At 37.5% G+C, this 21,123-nt stretch carries 16 protein-coding genes and 1 pseudogene; 4 read left to right on the top strand and 13 right to left on the bottom strand.

All coding sequences use genetic code 11. The annotated features are described in order from the left end of the window. Positions 1–129: 129 nt before the first annotated feature. Positions 130–1,221, top strand: coding sequence for a transcriptional regulator (locus E0H94_RS10585; RefSeq protein WP_131326499.1), 1,092 nt, complete (start codon positions 130–132; stop codon positions 1,219–1,221). Between the two features lie 455 nt (positions 1,222–1,676). Here the strand turns inward: E0H94_RS10585 and E0H94_RS10590 are convergent, their stop codons facing one another. Beyond that, positions 1,677–2,849 (bottom strand): Fic family protein, encoded by a 1,173-nt coding sequence (locus E0H94_RS10590; RefSeq protein ID WP_131326500.1) that lies wholly within the window; start codon positions 2,847–2,849, stop codon positions 1,677–1,679. A gap of 605 nt (positions 2,850–3,454) precedes the next feature. Further along, on the bottom strand, positions 3,455–4,393 hold the full coding sequence (locus E0H94_RS10595) for a LysR family transcriptional regulator (protein WP_131326501.1): 939 nt from the start codon (positions 4,391–4,393) through the stop codon (positions 3,455–3,457). 203 nt (positions 4,394–4,596) lie between these two features. Between E0H94_RS10595 and E0H94_RS10600 the strand changes: the two genes are divergently transcribed. Beyond that, the gene (locus tag E0H94_RS10600) at positions 4,597–8,076 is read left to right on the top strand and encodes an indolepyruvate ferredoxin oxidoreductase family protein (RefSeq protein ID WP_131326502.1); all 3,480 of its coding nucleotides are present in this window, start codon (positions 4,597–4,599) and stop codon (positions 8,074–8,076) included. Between the two features lie 425 nt (positions 8,077–8,501). Here the strand turns inward: E0H94_RS10600 and E0H94_RS10605 are convergent, their stop codons facing one another. The 6 genes from E0H94_RS10605 to E0H94_RS10630 all read right to left on the bottom strand — a co-directional run bounded on the left by E0H94_RS10605 (position 8,502) and on the right by E0H94_RS10630 (position 12,868). Further along, on the bottom strand, positions 8,502–9,302 hold the full coding sequence (locus E0H94_RS10605) for an MBL fold metallo-hydrolase (RefSeq protein WP_131326503.1): 801 nt from the start codon (positions 9,300–9,302) through the stop codon (positions 8,502–8,504). A gap of 424 nt (positions 9,303–9,726) precedes the next feature. After that, positions 9,727–10,164, bottom strand: coding sequence for a MarR family winged helix-turn-helix transcriptional regulator (locus tag E0H94_RS10610; protein WP_131326504.1), 438 nt, complete (start codon positions 10,162–10,164; stop codon positions 9,727–9,729). Positions 10,165–10,183: 19 nt separating this feature from the next. Then, positions 10,184–11,245 carry a uroporphyrinogen decarboxylase gene (gene hemE / locus E0H94_RS10615; protein ID WP_131326505.1) on the bottom strand — a complete coding sequence of 354 codons (1,062 nt, stop codon included), beginning with the start codon at positions 11,243–11,245 and terminating at the stop codon, positions 10,184–10,186. Positions 11,246–11,273: 28 nt separating this feature from the next. Next, on the bottom strand, positions 11,274–11,951 hold the full coding sequence (gene rpe / locus E0H94_RS10620; protein WP_131326506.1) for a ribulose-phosphate 3-epimerase: 678 nt from the start codon (positions 11,949–11,951) through the stop codon (positions 11,274–11,276). A gap of 28 nt (positions 11,952–11,979) precedes the next feature. Further along, complete coding sequence (locus E0H94_RS10625) at positions 11,980–12,411, bottom strand: hypothetical protein (RefSeq protein ID WP_227548583.1); 432 nt, start codon at positions 12,409–12,411, stop codon at positions 11,980–11,982. Further along, positions 12,353–12,868, bottom strand: a complete 516-nt coding sequence (locus E0H94_RS10630; protein WP_171462066.1) for a hypothetical protein — start codon at positions 12,866–12,868, stop codon at positions 12,353–12,355. Before E0H94_RS10630 ends, E0H94_RS10625 begins: the two co-directional genes overlap by 59 nt. Positions 12,869–13,333: 465 nt before the next feature. On the opposite strand from E0H94_RS10630, the pseudogene E0H94_RS10635 reads away from it, so the two are divergent. Further along, positions 13,334–14,197: pseudogene (locus tag E0H94_RS10635) on the top strand (PLP-dependent aminotransferase family protein); the annotation flags it as partial. 114 nt (positions 14,198–14,311) lie between these two features. Here the strand turns inward: E0H94_RS10635 and E0H94_RS10640 are convergent. From E0H94_RS10640 to E0H94_RS10650, 3 genes are all read right to left on the bottom strand, one after another. Beyond that, complete coding sequence (locus E0H94_RS10640) at positions 14,312–14,425, bottom strand: hypothetical protein (protein WP_116763000.1); 114 nt, start codon at positions 14,423–14,425, stop codon at positions 14,312–14,314. A gap of 168 nt (positions 14,426–14,593) precedes the next feature. After that, positions 14,594–14,818, bottom strand: coding sequence for a hypothetical protein (locus tag E0H94_RS10645; protein WP_131326507.1), 225 nt, complete (start codon positions 14,816–14,818; stop codon positions 14,594–14,596). A 795-nt stretch (positions 14,819–15,613) separates the two neighbouring features. Beyond that, positions 15,614–16,903 carry a dicarboxylate/amino acid:cation symporter gene (locus E0H94_RS10650; protein ID WP_131326508.1) on the bottom strand — a complete coding sequence of 430 codons (1,290 nt, stop codon included), beginning with the start codon at positions 16,901–16,903 and terminating at the stop codon, positions 15,614–15,616. 304 nt (positions 16,904–17,207) lie between these two features. Between E0H94_RS10650 and E0H94_RS10655 the strand changes: the two genes are divergently transcribed. After that, positions 17,208–18,275 (top strand): asparaginase, encoded by a 1,068-nt coding sequence (locus tag E0H94_RS10655; protein WP_131326509.1) that lies wholly within the window; start codon positions 17,208–17,210, stop codon positions 18,273–18,275. A gap of 299 nt (positions 18,276–18,574) precedes the next feature. Here the strand turns inward: E0H94_RS10655 and E0H94_RS10660 are convergent, their stop codons facing one another. Together E0H94_RS10660 and E0H94_RS10665 are read right to left on the bottom strand one after the other, a co-directional pair. Further along, positions 18,575–19,045: a hypothetical protein gene (locus E0H94_RS10660; RefSeq protein WP_131326510.1), complete on the bottom strand. Its 471-nt coding sequence runs from the start codon at positions 19,043–19,045 to the stop codon at positions 18,575–18,577. A 241-nt stretch (positions 19,046–19,286) separates the two neighbouring features. Next, on the bottom strand, positions 19,287–20,750 hold the full coding sequence (locus E0H94_RS10665; RefSeq protein ID WP_131326511.1) for an amino acid permease: 1,464 nt from the start codon (positions 20,748–20,750) through the stop codon (positions 19,287–19,289). Between the last annotated feature and the right edge of the window lie 373 nt (positions 20,751–21,123).

A 21,123-nucleotide genomic window follows, 5' to 3' on the forward strand; every position in this document is an offset into this window, starting at 1 on the left:
ATGCTTTAACCAAGCAAAGATAAAAGCATTTAAAATCTAAGCAAGAAGAAATGACGTAAATGACTATAAATTTGGAAACTCATTTCTAAAGTTTAAAAATATTACAGTCTCATCATAAAGGAATATGATATGAACCTGTTCAATACCGCATCTGCAAAACAGCTGCAAACGACGCATTTAATTAATCAAACTACTGTGCATGCAGCCCCTGTTTTAGCATTGCCTCAAGAGGATCAAACGTCTTTATTCCGCCGCTCTATTCAGCATAATTATGCTGACTTACTCAAAATAGCGGATGATTCAGATATGGCGATTGGTCTTACAGATCATCATGGAACTCTCTTATGGACATGGAGTAGTTCAGCCATGCTTTCTTCTGCTGAACAGGTACATTTTATTGAGGGCGGACATTGGTCTACACAGGCAGTTGGAACCAATGCAATTGGTATGACGTTGAACAGCCAAATATCAAGTTGTGTCTATTCTCATGAAAACCAAATGGACAGTGTTCGTGATTGGGTGTGTTATGCCGCACCGATTTGGGACCCGACATCAGGACAATTTCACGGCATTATTAACCTTTCCACAAAATACAAAAAACATACTCCTTTAGGACTGCTCGCAGTTGAACGCTGTGCAGATTTAATACAGCGAGCCATAAAACTTGAGCAGCAAAATTTTTTATACATTAAAGCGCTAGGTTCACCTTGGGTTCAATTTAATGGGCACACTTTAAACTTGAGTCACCGTCAAATTGAAATACTTTGCATTTTAGCTTTGTATCCCTATGGCATTGGTTTAGAAGAGTTACACTATGCCCTTTATGGTGAACGTAGTGTCAGCCTAAAAACCCTAAAGGCTGAACTTTCACAATTGCGGACTTTATTACCACATTGCATTGAAGCTCGTATTTATAGGCTGACCTGTGAGGTTCAATGTGATTTTTTACGTGCTGAACAATCCTTAAATGCGAATCTTATTGCCAGTACATTTTCGCTATATAAAGGGAGCTTTTTATCTAAATCAGAAAGCCCTTTACTGAGTACCTGGAGGCATTGTTTTGATGCTCGTTTAAGCCAAATGATTTATCAAATAAAAGATATCGATCAATTGTTGCGAATTATTGGTCAAACTCACGATCGTATTGATGCAATACAACGCTTATTAGAACTCTTACCGCAAGATAGCGCCCACCGTAGCTATTTCTTAAATCTGATTTAAATCTGATTTATGGCTTTAATGCCAAAGCTTCATTGAATGAGTTTTTATTGTGTAACAGATAGAAAAGGAAGCCCGATTATCTTGAGAGATAAAAAGAGTAAATCTATTGAACTCATAAACCATGATTATTTAAATTAAATCATCTATGGTTGTAAGATGTTGTAAATAAATAATAAATTTAAAAGTTATTGATGAAATTAATTTCAGGTAAACATAAGTTAAATAAGATATCCAAGACTGTAGCCTACACAACGCTGTTGTTGCTATAGCTCAGCATCATGAATTTGAAAAATTGTATTCATGATGCTGAGTACCTTAGTAATATAATATTCGTTATGCAAAATCCGTCGCTATCTTCAGACGCATTCTGAATCACCTGCATCCATACTTTGATCTGTATTAATTTCTCCAAACAAAAACCCCACCGTAGCGAGGTTTTAGAGGTCTAATATAAGTTAACTGTCAGCTTGAGTGTTTTGAGCAAACTTTTCTTTATCAATTTTCAACACGTAACGAGTGTTACGTCCACCACCTTCAAGTTTATGCAGTACCCCACCTTCCAAAAGTTCGCCTAGGTGGCGTGTTGCGGTAGCTTTACTTACTCCAGTGACTTTTTGATACTGAGAAGCATTGATCCCCAGAGGAAAATCATTCTCGTCTCCATTGAGTAAACGATTTAAAACTTTATTCTGAGATTCATTGAATTCGATATGAGAATAAGAGCTCCAGAATTTCGCTTTCGCAATCGTTCTATCCAGTCGGAGTAAAGATCTGTCGATACTTTTCTCTAAGGTATCTAAGAACCAGACCAACCACTCATTGATCGTATAAGTGTTATTCTGGCACTTCTCAAGAACGTCATAATAGCTACTACGGTTTTCATGGATGGCTACTGACATAGCGTACAAACGGATACTCTGGTGATCCATTTGTGCTAAGGCCAAGTCTGTGATGACACGAGTGATACGACCATTACCATCTTCAAATGGATGTAATGTCACAAACCAGAAATGAGCAAGAGCAGCTCGCAATAAAGGATCAAGCATCACATCTTCTTTGGAACTATTGAACCATTCTAAAAATTCATCGATTAGCCCCTGTAAGTGTTCTCCACCCTCAGGCGCTTCAAAGTAAACCTTGGTTGTAGTGCCATAAGGAGAACCACCAACAACCTGCATTGGTGTCTTATTATCACGAATTTCGCCCACTTTGATTTTCTGGGCAGCATAATCGAAGCGTTCTATGGTTTGAAAAAGCCAGTTATGCCATTGCAACAAGCGTTCCATAGTTAATGGCGCATGATGGTTGCTCACAGCATCCATCATGATATTGGCCAAACCTTCAGTTTTATCTTGAAGTGGCGCAGGATTTTCTTCTGTTACCCCTAAACGCCGAGCTAACGAGGATTTGAGTGAACGAACATTCAACTTCTCATCTTCAATGAGAGAGGATGCTACGAGGTTTGTTAGCAGCATATCTAATGGTAATGCTTCAGCATCTGGTGATGCTTTGCTCTCACCGACCAATTGACCTATCTTCTTATGGATTAAACGCAGTTTTACCGTAACGAGTGCTTCATCCCATTTAAATTTAGTCCAATTTGCTTTTTGCCATACCCATTTTTTCATAAGCATTCCCCTACTGCATGAGCCGATTATAACACTCATTCGGCTCATGCTGTGAGCTGTTTATTGAGGCTATTTGGCTCATTTTACGGAGTATGGCCCAAAAATAATTTATATAACAGATATTGTGAGCCGAATAAATGGCTCAAACGGATCATATAGTGAGCCAAATATAGGGAATATTCGGCTCATTTACCGCTTTTAACCCAAAAGCTTTGTTGTGTAAGTTTAAGAAGCGAAGCGATATATTTTTGGAAAATACTTTAAATATAAAATTAAGTGGTGAATTTATGTTTTTGGGGGTTAGAGTCCGCCATGTGAATTTACGGCTCTATAGGAAGAAAATTTAAATTTATCTTATCTATCTTTATCACTGTAATTTTAGTTGCTTGTAGCAAATCTGAAATTGAGAAAAACCTACTGAGGCACTTTTGAAGGAAATGGATAGCCTGAAATTGTTATGAATGAGATGCGATTATTTGCCAATGGTCATCCAGTTGACGTACAAAAATATAGTTCGTGTTAGTTATCCAAAAATATATAAAGAACTGTATATGCCAATACTATGTACATATGGATACTAGAATGATCTTAATCGCCAGTTAAGATTATAAAAAAAAGTCTGTATCACTCTGAATTTTAGGCGAAATATGCTGCTCAACCCACGTTAACCATGCTCTTGTTTTAGCATCAATAAAATGACGTGATGGTAGTAAGGTATAAACACCAATATCAGGTGATCTCCAATCTGCTAAAATGCGACGTAATTTTCCAGTGCGTATAGCCTCAATCACTGTAAAGGTTGGAAGCAATGCGATGCCCATGTCTTGCTGCACCATGTCCAGTAAGAGTTCTGGTGTATCTGCAATCAATGGCCCTGTAATATCAATTTGATACGAACAACTGTTCTCACTGACAAGATGCCATTGCGGTGTAATAGATGGGTTCACCAATCTTAAACATGCGTGTTTTTGTAAATCATCTAATGATTTTGGTTCGCCATATTTTTCTAAATAGGCTGGTGATGCGCAAAGTAATGAAAATATGATCCCAATTTGACGCGCCATAAATCTTGAGTCAGCTAAAGATTCCGTAAGATATAAACTTACATCAATTCCTTTACCTAAAAGGTCGGGAACATTCTGCGAAGTACGGTACTCCACTGTAAGTTCTGGATAGGTTTGACAGAACTCGGCCATCATTGGAGACACATAATGATGCCCAAAACTTGCCATACTTAAAACACGTAACTTCCCTTGTAGTTTGGTCGCCATTCCCATCGCTTGTGCTTCAGCTTCTTCCACCATTGCGAGTATTTGACGGCATTGCTCTGCATAAGTTGCACCAATATCGGTCAGCGCGTGCTGTCTCGTGGTTCGTTGTAGTAATTTTGTTTCTAAACGCCCTTCTAATTCACTAATGAGTCGGGACACTTGCGCTGTTGTTAGTTCCATCTGCTCTGCGGCAGCCGTAAAGCTTCCACTATCAATGACTTTTAGAAAAGCATGCATTGCATGGAGTAATCCACCATCAAGATTTTTGCGCATAACGTAAATATGTTTTGCTTAATTACGCATTGTTGCACCAGTCTGGATCAATCACAATGACATTAATGTACATACATTGAACAGTTTTTATTGTCCTGAATGAACTGATCAATCCTTTTTCGAGTATGTCATTTACTCCAAATATTCAACGGGATGTTGAGAAAAGAAAGTAGCTCGAACTACAAAATTCCAAGGAGAAATAAATGAATATCGCGACAAAATTTACTCCAAATAAAATTCCAACCAAGGATGTATCACTTGACGATAAATATCTGAGTGATTTCGGTACTGCTTACATGACTGGTATTCAGGCAATGGTGCGTTTACCACTCGCGCAAACACGGCGGGATACTTTAAACGGTTATCATACTGCTGGATTTATTTCTGGTTATCGTGGTTCCCCTGTTGGAAATTATGATAATTTCCTCTGGCAAGTTGAAGGCATACTGAAAGACCATCATGTTGTTTTTCAACCTGGCGTAAATGAAGATCTCGCAGCTACTGCAATTTGGGGTACTCAACAAGCCAATCTTTCAGGTCAAGGCAAATATGATGGTGTGACTTCTTGGTGGTATGGTAAAGGTCCTGGTGTAGATCGTTCTGGAGATGTTTTGCGTCATGCCAATCTTGCCGGCACTTCTGAACTTGGTGGTGTGGTAGCTTTTTTTGGTGATGATCACTCTTGTAAATCTTCAAGTGTTCCGCACCAGTCTGAACACGTCATGATCGGTTGTGGTATTCCCATTTTTTACCCGACCTCAATCCAGCAAATTCTTGATCTAGGTGTTCATGCGGTCGCATTGTCACGCTTTGCGGGTGTCTGGACGTCGATGAAGTTGGTCAGTGAAATTGTCGAAACCTCTGCATCAGTTCATGTAGATTCAGATCGCGTTACGCCAGTTTTACCGAAAAATGTTCAAATGCCTGAAGATGGTGTCAGCATTCGTTGGCCTGATCATGGTATTCAGCAAGAAGAACGTTTGTATAAATATCGCTTACCTGCTGTTCTCGCTTATGCCCGTGAAAATGAACTGAATCAGATCACTTGGGATTGTCCTGATGCACGCATTGGTATTGCTGCCAGTGGTAAAGGATACTTAGATACGATTGAAGCCTTACGGATACTCGGAATTGAAGGTGAAACCGCCCAACAGCTTGGACTACGTGTATACCAAGTTGCTCTAATTTGGCCCTTAGAGCCACAAGGACTTCGAAAATTTGCTGAAGGATTAGAAGAACTGATCGTCGTAGAAGAAAAACGCCCGATTATTGAAGCACAAATTAAAGATGAGCTTTATGCACTGCCAGATGGCAAACGCCCGCGTGTGATCGGTAAAGCCTGTGATGGAAAAGGCGAATGGAGCACCTCGATTGAGGAAGCCCCTTTGATTGGTTACTTTGAGTATCAACCTGAACCGATTGCCAAAATGTTGGCAGCGCGATTTTTAAAATTAGATCTTCCAGAAAGCTTAAAAACCCAAATCCAAAATCGAGTTGAGCTATTACAAAAAGCAGAGCAAGAATCAGCACGTGTGTTGGATATTGCTGAACGCAAACCTTTCTTTTGTAGTGGTTGCCCGCACAACGCATCTACAAAATTACCCGAAGGCAGTCGCGCACTGGGCGGGATTGGTTGTCACTATATTGCAGTTTTACAGAATCACGGGACAGAAACTTTCTCACATATGGGTGGTGAAGGCGTGAGTTGGGCGGGTGCCTCTCATTTCACCAATGAAAAACATATTTTTGCCAATATAGGCGATGGAACCTATTTCCATTCAGGCTATCTTGCAATCCGTCAAGCGATCGCTGCAAAACTCAATATCACCTACAAAATTCTCTATAACGACGCTGTCGCTATGACGGGTGGACAGCATGTCGATGGTCATCTCAGTGTTGCGCAGTTAACCCGACAGCTTGATGCTGAAGGCATTACCAAACAAGTGATTGTTACGGATGAACCTGAGTTAATTCATGCTGAAGAAGGTATTGCACCTCATGTCGAGATTTACCACAGAAATGAGTTAGATACCGTTCAACGCAAATTACGTGATATTTCTGGCGTTACGGCGCTCATTTATGTTCAAACCTGTGCCAGTGAAAAACGCCGTCGTCGTAAACGCAATGCTTATCCTGATATTGCTCAGCGAGTTTTTATTAATAGTGAGATTTGTGAAGGTTGCGGTGACTGTTCTAAAAAGTCGAACTGTCTATCGATTGAACCTGTTGAAACAGTGCTAGGAACGAAACGTCAAATCAATCAAAGTAGTTGTAATAAAGACTTCTCTTGTATCAATGGGTTCTGTCCAAGTTTTGTGACCGTACATACCCGCGATATGAAACGCCCAGAAATATTTGAAGGCATACAAGCTGGTTGGCCTGAAAAGCCAATCATTGCCGAACTTGCGCAAGATCCAATGCGTATTATGGTCGGTGGTGTAGGTGGAACAGGTGTGGTGACTTCAGGTGCTTTACTGGGTATGGCGGCACATTTGGAAGGTAAAGCTGCACGGATTATGGATATGGCTGGACTTGCTCAAAAAGGTGGTACAGTTTATTCCTACGTACAACTCGCAACAGCAGATGATCAAATTTCATCAACTAAGATTCCTGCGGGACAATGTGATCTATTAATTGGTGCAGATGCCATTGTTGCAGGGAGTAAGGCAGCACTATCTCGTTTAAAATCAGGTGCTGTGGTTATTGTTAATGAAGATAGTTCCCCTACTTCCAATTTCCTTGAGTCTCGTGATTGGTACGCACCGATTACAGATTTAATTCATCGACTTCGTGGTCGAACTTCACAAGATAAATTTTTCTCTTTACCTGTAACACGTATAGCTACACAAGTGCTCGGTGATGCAATCTTTGCCAATCAAATCTTACTCGGCATGGCTTGGCAATCAGGGCAAATTCCGTTGAAGCGTGAGAGTATTGAAAAAGCAATTGATCTGAACGGTACTGCGGCTGAACAAAACCTAGAAGCATTCCGCATTGGTTGTCATTTGATGAGTGACCCTGACTTAGCCAAACGCATTATTGCAACCATACCAACGATGCGTAAACCAACCACTTTGGCTGAACTCGTTGAAGATCGTTCTGCACGTCTGGTCGAGTATTGGAATCAAGATTATGCAACGCAGTATCGAAATCTTGCTGAACAAGCTGCCAAAGTATTACCCGAAGAACTCGCTGAAACCATTGCGACGCAGCTCTATCGAGTCATGGCGTATAAAGATGAATATGAAGTTGCACGCTTACTCACAGGAAAAAGCTTTAAACAATCGATTGAAGCGCAGTTTGGTCAAGGGCTACGTTTAACCTATCACTTAGCTCCTCCTACTTTGGGTGCTCATGGTGCTATACGCAAACGTGCTTTCGGCTATTGGATGCGTATTCCAATGATGATGCTTGCTCGTCTACAATGGCTCAGAGAAACATTCCTTGATCCATTTGCTTTACAACAAGAACGTAAAAAAGAACATGCTTGGCGTGATCGTTATATCACCTTTGTGAAAGCGATTAGTTCTGCCCCTGAAAGCTATGACTTATCTGTTGCCGAGAAAATTGCTCAATTACCAGCAGAGGTACGCGGTTTTGGTCATGTCAAAATGCAAGCGATGGAAACAGCGATACAACGTTGGGATGAGCTTTCATTGAGTCTTCGTAAAGAACATGAATAAAGGAAAGAGATTTATCTAAATAAGTAGCTGATACAGGATCAAACTTAGGCTGTACTCATACTAAGCTTATATTGATCAGGTTCAGCTACTTTTTATTTACAATCTAATAACGAGCATAAATACAGTGAAGCTCATCTCTGAATAGTCACCACGCATCACTTTTGTTGGATTTATCAGCCATGATGGTTTTAAACAAATAATTTATATGAATAAGATGCTGGAAGTTATAGATAAATTTTAAAATTATTTATGAACGAGGCTATAGCCTACACAAAACAAATAAAGATAAATGCGCTAAAGAAAATTTTTTTCCCTAGCGCCCTGTTGACTACGTTTACCATTATCTATATCAGTTCCATCATGAACATTGATGTCATTCTTGAACTTTGTACTAAAGCCCTATGGTTTTCGTATTCGCTGATGTACTAGTTCAGATGAAAACTCAGGGTTTGTCCATCATCAGGAATATAGACACGATCTTTTTCCCCAATTTCGGTAACAAGATTTTGAATATCAGCTCTTTTCACTGGGCAGTGATTTAACGCCTCAAAATGATTCGCAATCACATGCTTTGGGGAAAGTTGGATAAATTTTCTGACTTCACTTTCAGTCATTAAGATGGGTTTCCCAACATCCATTTGTGCTTCGCCTGCTGCAACAACAGTAATATCTGGATTAAACTGAAAAGTCGCAGTTTTTACATCCTCAGTGAGCACAGTATCACCGCTGATGTAAATTGATGGTTCATTCGGTAGATCCATAAAAAACCCACAACCATTCGCCATAAATTTGCTGATCCAACCATGCCCATGCTTCGCAGGGACAGCAACGAGACGACCACCCAAAAACTGGATTTCTTTCCAATGATCAATTCCAGCCTGAACGTTTAGACCCAGATTTTCCAGGTAAGGTACATCATTACTAAACGTATATACAGGAATTTGCTTATCCGCTAAAAACTTCTCTCCAGTTCGATCTAAATGATCGGTATGCTGGAATGCTCTGATATTGAAGGTTTGGCTGTGTGTGATAAAACAATGTGTGACTTTTTCTAAAAGTTCCGCTGCATTGTCGGGAAGTTCAACCAACGGATTTTTCTCAGCCTTAAATTTCACATAGGAAAATGCAGGGAGAGAACCTTTTTTACCCAACATTGGGTCAATAAGAATGAAATTATTCCCAGTTTCAATGATAAAAGTAGCACTACGTAAATGATGAATGTTCATTGTAAAGTCTGTCAGTTTTATTGCTATAAAGTAGAGATATGACCTTACAATGAGTTTACCGAATGGTGCAATATGAATTGAAATGTCAAAACGGCGCTATTCAAATTAGAGGGTACAAACTTAAAGATGGTATTCAACTAAAAAAAAGCTGATCTCAGATTCTTTAGAAAATTAAAATTATTATTTTTCAATAATTTACATTTAAAGTCTAATCGCTAATTGTCTAGAAGATAGAACCTTGATTGATCTCAATTAGACAAAGAATATTGACGTCTCTAAGTTTATTTATAGCTTATGGGAGAAAAATAAAAATGTTTAGTGCTAACTGAGGCCATTTGTATGCAGATAGGATTACTCTTGCCTCACCTAATTTCTATAGCCACCCCACACAGTAATCTGGAGTGGTTCTAGACCATTGCCATCTCTAAAGCTTGAGTTCACTTTTAATTTTTGCGCAGACTTTTAATGTCGAATCCACTTCACTTTCATCAAGATTGAGTTTGCACTTGGTATCTTGGAAGATTTTAGCAATAGGATCTTTTAAATCCTGACCAGATTCAGTTAATGAAATATATTTTCGACGACGGTCGAGCGTGTCCACTGATACAACGACAAAACCCGCTTTTTCAAGTCGTTTAATGATCGGGGTGAGTGAACCAAGATCAAACAGCGTTTGTTCACTCAGTTCGCTAGATGACAAGTGATTTTGATTCCAGAGAGCCGCCAATACCAGAAGTTGAGGATATGTTATTCCAAGTTCAGATAATGGTTTGGTGTAGTTTCGCATCATAGCATTCATCGTCGAATACAGTGTAAAACAGAGCATTTTGTCAAAATTAAATGTATCTAGCATCGAACTCATCTGTTATGTCCTGAAAAAATTAAAAACGATGAACAGCTTCAATTAACACGGACACCGAATCTGGGTTTGTTTCCTTAGAAATTCCATGCCCCAAATTGAAAACAAATCCTGTAGCATCTTTTTGCTTTCCAAAAGATGTCATGACGTTATTCACTTCATTTTGAATTACAGAACCGGGGGCAAGTAATACGGCTGGATCGAGATTACCTTGTAAGGCAACTTTAGAACCTACTCGCTGACGCGCAACTTCTAGATCAGTCATCCAGTCAAGTCCTAAAGCATTAGCTCCACATCCTGCCATTTCTTCAAGCCATTGACCACCTCCTTTTGTAAATACGATAGAAGGAACAGAACGCTCACCTAACTGGTTTTTTAAACTATCTAAAATAAAGGTAATGTACCTGAGAGAAAACTCTTGATAAGCAGCTCGACTTAACAACCCACCCCAAGTATCAAAAATCATGATGGCCTGTGCGCCAGCCTCCACCTGACATTTAAGATGCTGTGTAACAGCTTGGGCATTTTTTTCTAGTAATTGATGTAAGATTTTCGGGTTGCTATAAAGCACACTTTTTATCGTTATAAAATCTTTTGAACCCTGTCCCTCAACCATGTAACAGGCCAATGTCCACGGACTTCCAGAAAAACCAATCAGTGGAACTTGACCATTGAGCTCATGACGGCATTGGCTGACTGTCTGATATACGTAAGATAAAGATTCTTGCGATGGAATCTCTAAATTATTGATCGCTTGTTCAGAACGTATAGGGTTTTTGAATTTAGGTCCATGATTTTCTTCAAAATATAAACCTAAACCCATTGCATCAGGAATAGTCAAAATATCAGAAAATACAATTGCTGCATCTAAATCATAACGTCGAATAGGCTGCAAAGTTACTTCAGTTGCATAGTCAGGTGTTTTCATTAAATTAATGAAATTTCCTGCCATTTTACGTACTGCTCGATATTCAGGAAGATAGCGTCCAGCTTGGCGCATCATCCAGATTGGTGTTCGATCTACGGGTTGTTTTTGTAATGCTCGAATAAAATTATTGTTCTGAAGTGGTACAAAGTTTGTCATTTGAGACTCTAATTATAAAGTTGAATATTTAGCTAATTCGACCAAGACGCGCAGCGTTTTTCATTTCTGAAATAGTATCTTGATAACTAGGCGTGTTGAAGATCGCCGTTCCAGCTACGAATGTATCTGCGCCCCATTTAGCAATTTCAGCGATATTGCTCGCATTCACGCCACCATCCACTTCAAGACGAATATTTCTACCACTTGAATCGATTAACTTTCGCGCCTCAGCAATTTTAGGAAGTACTGCTGGTATAAACTTTTGCCCGCCGAATCCTGGATTTACCGACATAATGAGCATTAAATCGATGTTATCCATCAGATATTTACATGAATCTAGTGAAGTCGCTGGGTTGAACACCAAACCCGCTTTGCATCCTAGGTCTTTAATGAGCTGAATTGACCGATCTAAATGAATAGTGGCATCAGGGTGAATAGAGATATAGTTTGCACCCGCTTTTGCAAAATCAACGATCAAGGAATCCACGGGTGAAGCCATCAGATGCACATCTATCGGTGCTTGAATTCCTTCAGATCTAAGTGCAGAACAAACTTGGGCCCCCATGGTTAAGTTGGGAACATAGTGATTGTCCATAATATCAAGGTGAATCATATCAGCACCAGAATCTAATACCGACTTCACTTCTTCGCCTAAACGGGCGAAATTTGCTGCTAGAATTGAGGGAGCAATCCAAATATCATTCATATAAAGAGCCTAAATATAAAAATTATTATCAATGATCTACAAGAGAGGATTTGATATCCAAAATCATCTCGTGACTTAAGTTTTCTAAATGTAAGTGATGACCACCTTCGTACCAGTTTACTTTTGCATTGTTTCCTGAATACTGTGATTTCGAATGAAATTTATCACCAACAAATAAACCACTTATTCCAAGCAGAATAGTCAAAGGACAATCAATTTGGTTTAGAAAGCGACCAGCTTGTTCATCAGTCAACTGAATTGGTTCGGGTGTAGTAAGCCGAGGATCATGTCGCCAGCGATAGCCTGATTCGACGGCTCGAAGATCCCGTTCTGCAATCCGTCTGGCACTGTCTAAAAAGATAAATCCCCCAACCACTTTCTGTCGGGTTTTCACTGCAACCTCAACACTTGAAAACTGAGGTTGATTCTTTTCTGAAAAACCGTTGAGTTGGTCGACCACCCATTTTCCATGGAGAACCAGATGCTGAAAAATTTGGATTAATACGTATTGCGACTGGTGCTATAACCCCCATTTTCACGGCTAATTCTGATAATTTTTCCAGTTCTTCTTCAGATTCAACCACAATGGCAAAAATATTTAATTCTAAAGCGCGTCTGTGTTCTTCTTCTTTTTTCATTGGCCCCAAGAAAATTATATTTTGAGGATTCACACCTGCTTTTATTGCAATTTCTAATTCAGTTAAAGAACATACTTCTGTATTGCCGCCGTAAGATTTAATTAATTTGACAACCGATAAGTTAGGATTAACTTTGAGTGCATAAAAAATATCAACACATTCTGGCAGAGCATTTCTTAATTCTTGGAAGCTTTTTCTTAATTGGCTTTCATCATAAATATAAGTTGGCGTTCCAAAATTTTGTTTTACTTTCAATAAAATATCTATAGATAGATTCATTTTTAAAAAATTCCAATAAAATAATTTGTACTTCTATAATTCGGGCGGTATTCTACAAAAATATTACTTTGCGCGCAAAGTATTCTTTTGGATAATTGCAACTCAAATGGTTTTATGTCAAATAGGATATTTAAAAAATACTGTCACTAGCTTTAAACAATTGTTTAAAACCTCCTGCGTTTGGGCAGTTATCAGTTTACTTCCATGCTTAATAACATACTTCTTTATTGGAAAACTCCGTCTTGACGATAGATTAGTTCACTTAAGCTAACTAGCTCAGCGTTATTCCGCATGCGTTTCTTCAATATATGACTTTAACCGAACACGAATGATCCTATCTTGATCAGATAACTTAGACATTGAGATATTTGAGGATTGTGAGCGTAAGTATGTGATTAAATATGTGGCAGTGCATTGAGCAAACTCAAATATTTATTTTTTACCGCTCAGTTTTTTGCTATGTGTCTGAACGGAGTTTTAAAAGCCATGACTCAAGCGGGCGATTATATTCTTCTACAAGAAACTATTTTCTATGGTGCATGGCAAGCCGCTGAAAATTTGAGTTTAAAAGTTATGACCATTCCAGAGCATTCTGAACATGGCTTAGATTTGGCAGTCTTTAAAAAAGCAATCACAACCTACTCGATTAAAGTCTGTTTGCTTATGCTGAATAGCCATAATCCAATTGGGTTTACGGTAAATGAAGACATAAAATTTGAACTTGCAAAACTCTTACATGAGCATGAAATTTATTTAATTGAAGATGATGTTTACGAGGAGCTTTATTCCGATCAAAAAAAGCCACTTTCAATGAAATATTATGATCAGCAAAATTTGGTACTACACTGCTCTTCTTTTTCCAAAACGCTGGGTGCAGGCTTTCGTGTCGGTTGGGTCTATGCAGGAAAATTTTCTGAACATATACAGCATGTACAATTAATGAGCACCATCTCAGTAAACTCTTTTATTCAAAATGCACTGGCGGATGATCTGACGCATCGCCATGACGAAAAACATTTAAAGCTTAAGAAATACACTGAATCGATTAAAAAACCAATATTATCAATATCCAATAAAAGCTTTGCCCGAAGACTGTCAGGTCGGTTATTAGCCATCTGGCTATTTTCTATGGATTACCCCTACCAGAACATATTGATAGCAGTCGCATTGATGAAAAACTCATTTTGAATGATATTGGTGTGGCACCAAATATTTTTTTATCGAACAAATAAAAAGCAAAACCAGATTCGTATCAACTGTTCTTTCGAAATGAACGATGAAATGATTAAAAATTTAGCTCTTTTGATCGCCCAGATTTCAGAGCGATAGCTAATTTTTCTCAGCAAATATATAAAGATTTACTCGATTAGTTTCGAGCAATATAGATATGGAAAGTGTTTATCTATTTATAAGTGAGCCTTACCTTACTAGTAAAAGGAGAGCTTAGTTTAAAAAATATTCCCAGATAATGAAGCCGATGAAAAACCCGAGAAATGAATATAAGGTAATGATAAAGAATACAAACCATGCTTTATTTTTTTTAAGTAAAAAATTCATTGTGAATACCTAGAACTGCGCCAACTTTGTTGTTATTTTACTGTCCATAAAATTTAACAATAGGTACAGTTCACGTCGAAATCAATATAACAGATAGGATATGTATATCATTCAAAACGTTGGTTTTTGGCTTATTTTTATATCTGGAAAAATAATCGATAGAATGCTTTATATTTCTCGAATAGAAATATCCGTGATTTGATCAGAATTCTGATAATGGGATTGCAAAAGTAGCACTAAGGATTTTGCTCTTTTTTCCGTATAGTGACAGTCACCATCACTTAAGCTAGCCAACCATTCTGGAAGTGAACCCAGTATAGTTTGCTTATCCTGGCGAGTGCCATAATACACTTCTACGCCCGATTGCTTAGCAACAATGATAAAATTCGACATAAGGAATATCCTAAGTCACGGAATAAATTTAGAGACGTTGTATTGAATAACATCCTCTGTTTTTTGTCTTCATCACCTGTCGTTATTCATCGTTAATTTTTAAACACAGCTCTCTATTTTTAATCATTCTGTGATTAAGTTTACTTTATTAATTTAACAATTTTACAGCCATAAAAGAAGCTGATATTGAATGTGAAACCCGCTTAAGCTCGTTGCTAGCACAGCGTACTTTTGAATAGACGACTATTTTTAAGTTTCAATACTGCAAAAAAGCTTGGTAATTATAGGAATGAGAACACATGTGTAATTAATCGACTTTCGGCAATGTAGCGTTAAACAGAAAAAAATTATGTAACATAAGATTTACTTTATAAATTCCAAATTGATTGATGAAAATTGAAGAAAGTGAGCATCAATTACATAAAAGAATTAGAGACCAAACATAAGGAGCAGTGTTATGCACTTTGTGTGGTCATTCAACAGAGGGTTCTATAAGCGTAAAAGCCAATAAACATGGGTCTAACTTAAAACTGAATTCTCAAGGAAAAATGGTTTGAGTCTTTAAGTCTATGTTAAAATTAGAGTAAATCTATGACAAATAGGTCAAGCTATGGAAACAATTATTATTACATTCATCCTAGCGATCATTCTGGTGCTGCTTATCTTTTTCTATAATAAGAAAAAGTAAAAACGTTTAGCATTCACCTTTGAATCTTATTAGAAATTATTGTCTTATGATCATAAAAAAACATCGCCTAGGCGATGTTTTTTCAACAATACAATGATTTTGATTGCTTAGGATGCCTTTTGATCATTTGGAATGAGTGGTTGCGCCAAAACGCTTTCGTGCTCTTCAACTTTATTGCCTTCAGTTCTAGCAATTACAGCAGTTGCAACACTGTTACCAATAATGTTGGTTGCGGTACGCCCCATATCTAGGAAATGGTCGACTGCAAGAATAAGCAAAATGCCTGCTTCTGGTAGTTTAAACATCGACAATGTTGCCGCAATTACCACCAATGATGCACGAGATACACCTGCAATCCCTTTACTGGTAATCATCAAGGTTAAAAGCATTAAGATTTGCTGAGATAGGCTTAATTCAATGTTATAGGCTTGCGCAATGAATAACACCGCAAAAGACATATAAATCATTGAGCCATCTAAATTAAATGAATAACCTAATGGTAGTACAAAACTGGTAATACGCTTAGGTACACCAAATTTTTCTAAAGCAACCATAAGCTTTGGATAAGCTGATTCACTACTTGCAGTGGCAAAACCTAAAACGGCTGGTTCACGTACTGTTTTAAGTAAACGGAAAACATCTTTTTTAAGGAAAATATAGCCGACACTAATAATGATGACCCAAAGAATCAATAGACTTGCATAGAACTCGCCAATAAAAACACTATAGTCGAGAATAATCTGTGGACCTTTTAAGGTAATCGCCGATGCAATTGCTGCAAACACAGCGATTGGTGAAAATGTCATGACATAGTCTGTAATACGGAACATGACACGGCACAATTCATCAATAATTTTTGCAATGACCGTACCTTCATCTTGCTGATGATGGACGTATGCTAATGCAGAACCAAAGAAAATGGAGAATACCAGAATCTGTAGAATTTCATTATTCGCCATGGCTTCAGCGAAGCTTTTTGGGAAAATATGCGTAATGAAGCCTTGTAAGCTTAGATTCGTTGCTGTTACACCTACATCAACTGGTGCAGTTGGTATTGGGAGATTCATACCAGCGCCAGGTTGAAATAAATTGGCTAAACCCATACCCAAAAGTAGAGAAATAAGTGAAGCGCCAATGAACCAACTCATTGCTTTAAGTGTAATTGAACCTAAAGATGATGATTTACCCATTGAGATGAGACCAGAGACGATCGTCGCAAATACCAATGGTGCAATAATCATTTTAATTAATCTTAAGAATACATCTGTAAGAATCTTAAAATATGAAGCGATGTTTTCAGCCTGAGTAACGCTCAAATTACTATGAAAAAGCCAACCAATTAATATTCCAGATACCATGGCAACTAGAATAAATTTTAATAGTTTCTTCTGATTCATATAAAATTTCCTTTTAATACCCTAAAATCGATAAAAACATCCTATTGTTTTATAGGATGTTATGATTTTCTTCCTACTATGCCAAATATCCATTTGACTTAGGGGTGTTTGGCAAAATCTAAACAATATCAATTCAAATTAACAATGCAAAAAAGTATTTTTCTATGCAAAAAATGCATAGAGATTATTAAGTATTTATACAAAATGCCAATGACTGTTTGAATTAAACGAACTTAAATACTGGTAATGTTTGTTGAAATCAAACATTATAGTTACTGGAATTGAAAGAACTAGGATTTGGTTAATGATAAGTAAAACTCTCCAATCATGTGGCTTGGCACTTACCCTCCTTGCATCATCTATGTCGCTTTATGCAAAAAACAATGTTGTTGTTGTTGCTACGGGTGGAACTATTGCTGGTGCGGGTGCAAGTTCAACAAACAGCGCAACTTATAGTGCTGCAAAAGTACCTGTTGATGCGTTAATTAAAGCAGTCCCTCAAGTAAACGATTTAGCAAATGTCACGGGTATTCAGGCACTTCAAGTTGCATCTGAAAGTATTACAGATAAGGAATTGTTATCTTTAGCCCGTCAAGTCAATGATCTAGTCAAGAAACCGTCAGTGAATGGTGTAGTGATTACTCATGGTACGGACACCATGGAAGAAACCGCTTTTTTCCTTAACTTAGTTGTACATACCGATAAGCCAATTGTATTGGTAGGTTCTATGCGTCCATCTACTGCTCTATCGGCAGATGGTCCTTTAAATCTGTATAGTGCAGTCGCGCTTGCTTCATCTAATGAAGCAAAAAACAAAGGCGTGATGGTACTAATGAATGACTCGATTTTTGCTGCACGTGATGTGACAAAAGGAATCAACATTCATACCAATGCCTTTGTAAGTCAATGGGGAGCTTTAGGCGCTCTGGTTGAAGGCAAACCTTACTGGTTTAGAAGTTCTGTAAAAAAACATACCAATAACTCTGAGTTTAACATTGAAAAAATTCAGGGTGATGCACTTCCAGCTGTGCAAATTGTGTATGGTTCGGACAACATGATGCCTGATGCATACCAAGCTTTTGCTAAAGCTGGCGTAAAAGCAATTATTCATGCAGGTACGGGCAATGGTTCAATGGCGAATTATTTAGTCCCTGAAGTAAGAAAATTACATGATGAACAAGGTATTCAAATTGTACGTTCATCACGTGTTGCACAAGGCTTTGTTCTTCGTAATGCCGAACAACCTGATGATAAATATGGCTGGATTGCAGCACATGATTTGAATCCACAAAAAGCACGTCTTTTAATGGCTTTAGCATTAACTAAAACCAATGATGCAAAAGAAATTCAAAACATGTTCTGGAACTACTAAGCGTTAAATTAACCTTATTGATCTAAAACATTAAAGGCAGATTCAGCAAAAATTAGATGAATCTGCCTTTTATTTTTTTAATTTTTATACTTTCAATCACTCGGCTCTTTTTCTAAGAAACCTTTTTTGTGATGTTTTTTGTTGTTTTCTAGATCTTTTTTGGTATCTAAAAAACATATTTTTTTAAAGTTTGTAATATTTTGCCAGTCACTACTTGGCAAAAATAATTTGAATCTTCCTCATCCTGCCCTATTAAGACTGAAAATTTCACTCTCACTTCGATTTTGGTCTTATTGAAATCACTGACAATCAGAAGAATTGACTCTATTCACCGCATTAATTCGCCCATTGTATGAAATTGTTGCGATACAACTGTAATTACTGGCATTCCACCAATAATTGGTCTTCGAGCTATAATCTGCCGAGCGACTGGTCAATAGATAGTTGTATCGGCGAAAGACAGAGTTTGCTGCATTTGCTTTTGTTTCTTCCAAGTTTTTTATTTCGGGGGGCATTTGCATGCTTTCATTTTTTTTATTACTGGCACGTTCATACTGAGCTAAGGCAGAAAAGGATGCGATGGATAAAGCTGCATTAGAAAATGTTGTGGTGTCTGTTGCATACTGATCTGATGGATTTGATTCACTTTCTCCAGAGCTAGCTGTAATACTTGCCAAATCAGAATGTTCAGATAAGGTTTCTGCTTGAGCTATAGAAAAAAATGGGCCAATGAAACATAAAACATAAATTATTCTCTGGGTATTGTTCATTTTATGACTCCCCGTGATCCTTGAGAAGATTATTGTTATAGAAATACTCTAAGCCTTTTTTTTCAAAAAAAGAAGAGCTGAAATTGTTTCAAATAAAACAAATCTTGTTGAATTTTATCCTTATTTTCGGACGATTTTATTCTAATCAACACGTTATAAAAAATTATAATTTATTCATTTAAAATAATAGCTAGAGCATCTCGTTCTAGCTATTTATTCAAATCGATTTTAGAGAAACGTTTTAAACGTAATCCACCTCGCTTTGATCTAATAGATTAAGCTTTAATATCTTTTTCTTTTTATAGCGATAACCAATAAACAGACCAATAAACCAGATTGGAGAAAGTGCAAGCGCAATTAAAGTATCATGATCGAAAGCTAAAATTACAATTGTGAATACCAAGAACAGCATAGTAAACCACGCCATGAAGAGTCCACCTGGCATCTTATAATTTGATTTGAGGTGTAATTCAGGGTCTTTTTTACGATATGCAATATAAGAAAGTACAATCAACATAAATGTAAAAATACATAGAATTGACGTTAATGCAGAAATAATCGTAAATGCAGTCATGACATTTGGCACAATAAATAGAATTGATGTTCCAAGTGTTACGCACAGCATAGAGAAAACTAAGCCACGAATCGGAACTTTACGTTTTGATAACTTGCTAAAGCTTTTAGGTGCATCATTTTCTAAAGATAAACCGTATAACATACGACTGGTCGCAAAAATACCACTGTTTGCAGAAGAAAGAGCTGATGTCGCAACGACAAAGTTAATTAGACCCGCCGCAATTGGTAAGCCAACATGGGTAAACATTTCTACATATGGGCTTTTTTCTGGTGAGACTTGTGACCAAGATGTCACGGCAATAATACAAATCAATGAACCCACATAAAACAACAAAATTCGTAATGGAATAGAGTTGATGGCTTTAGGGAGTGATTTGTGCGGGTCTTTGGTTTCGGCAGCAGTGGTTCCGACCAATTCAATACCGACAAAGGCAAAAATAGCAATCTGGAAGCCAGCCAAGAAACCAGTTAAGCCGTATGGGAACATGGAGCCACTTTCAAGTAAATGTGAGAAAGATGCTGTGACACCATTTGGAGAAACATAGTGGGTACTAATTAAATACAGCCCCGCGACAATAAATAAGATAATCGCAACAATTTTAATTAGGGAGAACCAAAATTCTAATTCACCAAACATTCTGACTGCAACAAAGTTTAATATCGTCAAAATGGCGAGTGACGCAAAGGCAGGTATCCATACGGGCATATCGGGATACCAGAATTGCATATATCCCCCTATGACAATAACATCTGCAATCGCGGTAATAATCCAGTTACACCAATAAGACCAACCTAGAAAAAAACCTGCCCATGGGCCTAAATATGCGGTCGCAAAATCGGCGAAGGTTTTAAAATTTGTATTTGCAAGCAATAGTTCTCCCATTGCACGCATCACAAAGAAAAAGAAAAAGCCAATAATTAAATATGTCAGAATAATCGAAGTTCCTGAAATACTCAGTGTTTTACCAGAACCCATAAATAGTCCAGTACCAATTGCACCACCAATCGCAATCATCTGGATATGACGATTTGTCAATGAGCGTTGCAATTTTTCTTCATCTTGTTCAGTCATGTGTTGACTGCCAAGAAGGTCTCCTTCTAGAAATTGCTTTCCCTTGTTCTTACTCATGTAATGTTTACTCCAATTTATAACAACCGTTACAAATCCTTTAATAACGACTTAACCCACATAATGAATAAACTTATTTATTTAAATTCAACATAAGATTAATTTAAATAATTGAGAGTAAAAATCCATTTATTTTGCTTTCTTAAGTCTGGCTTGATCGCTTTTAATTAAATGGATGACTTCAATATGATTTTTTAAAACCCAATAATCGTTCCAAAAATTTAAAATAAATATTTAACCAATAATGAGGTTGATTTAGTTTAGTTCGGCATTTAAACCTAATAAAATTTCTGATGAATCATACAGTACACTTTAGATTTTTTTGTTTAATTACACTTTGTTTTTGCTTAATTTAAAACCACTTGTTTAGTTT

This window comes from Acinetobacter sp. ANC 4173 (assembly GCF_004331255.1).
Classification (GTDB): domain Bacteria; phylum Pseudomonadota; class Gammaproteobacteria; order Pseudomonadales; family Moraxellaceae; genus Acinetobacter.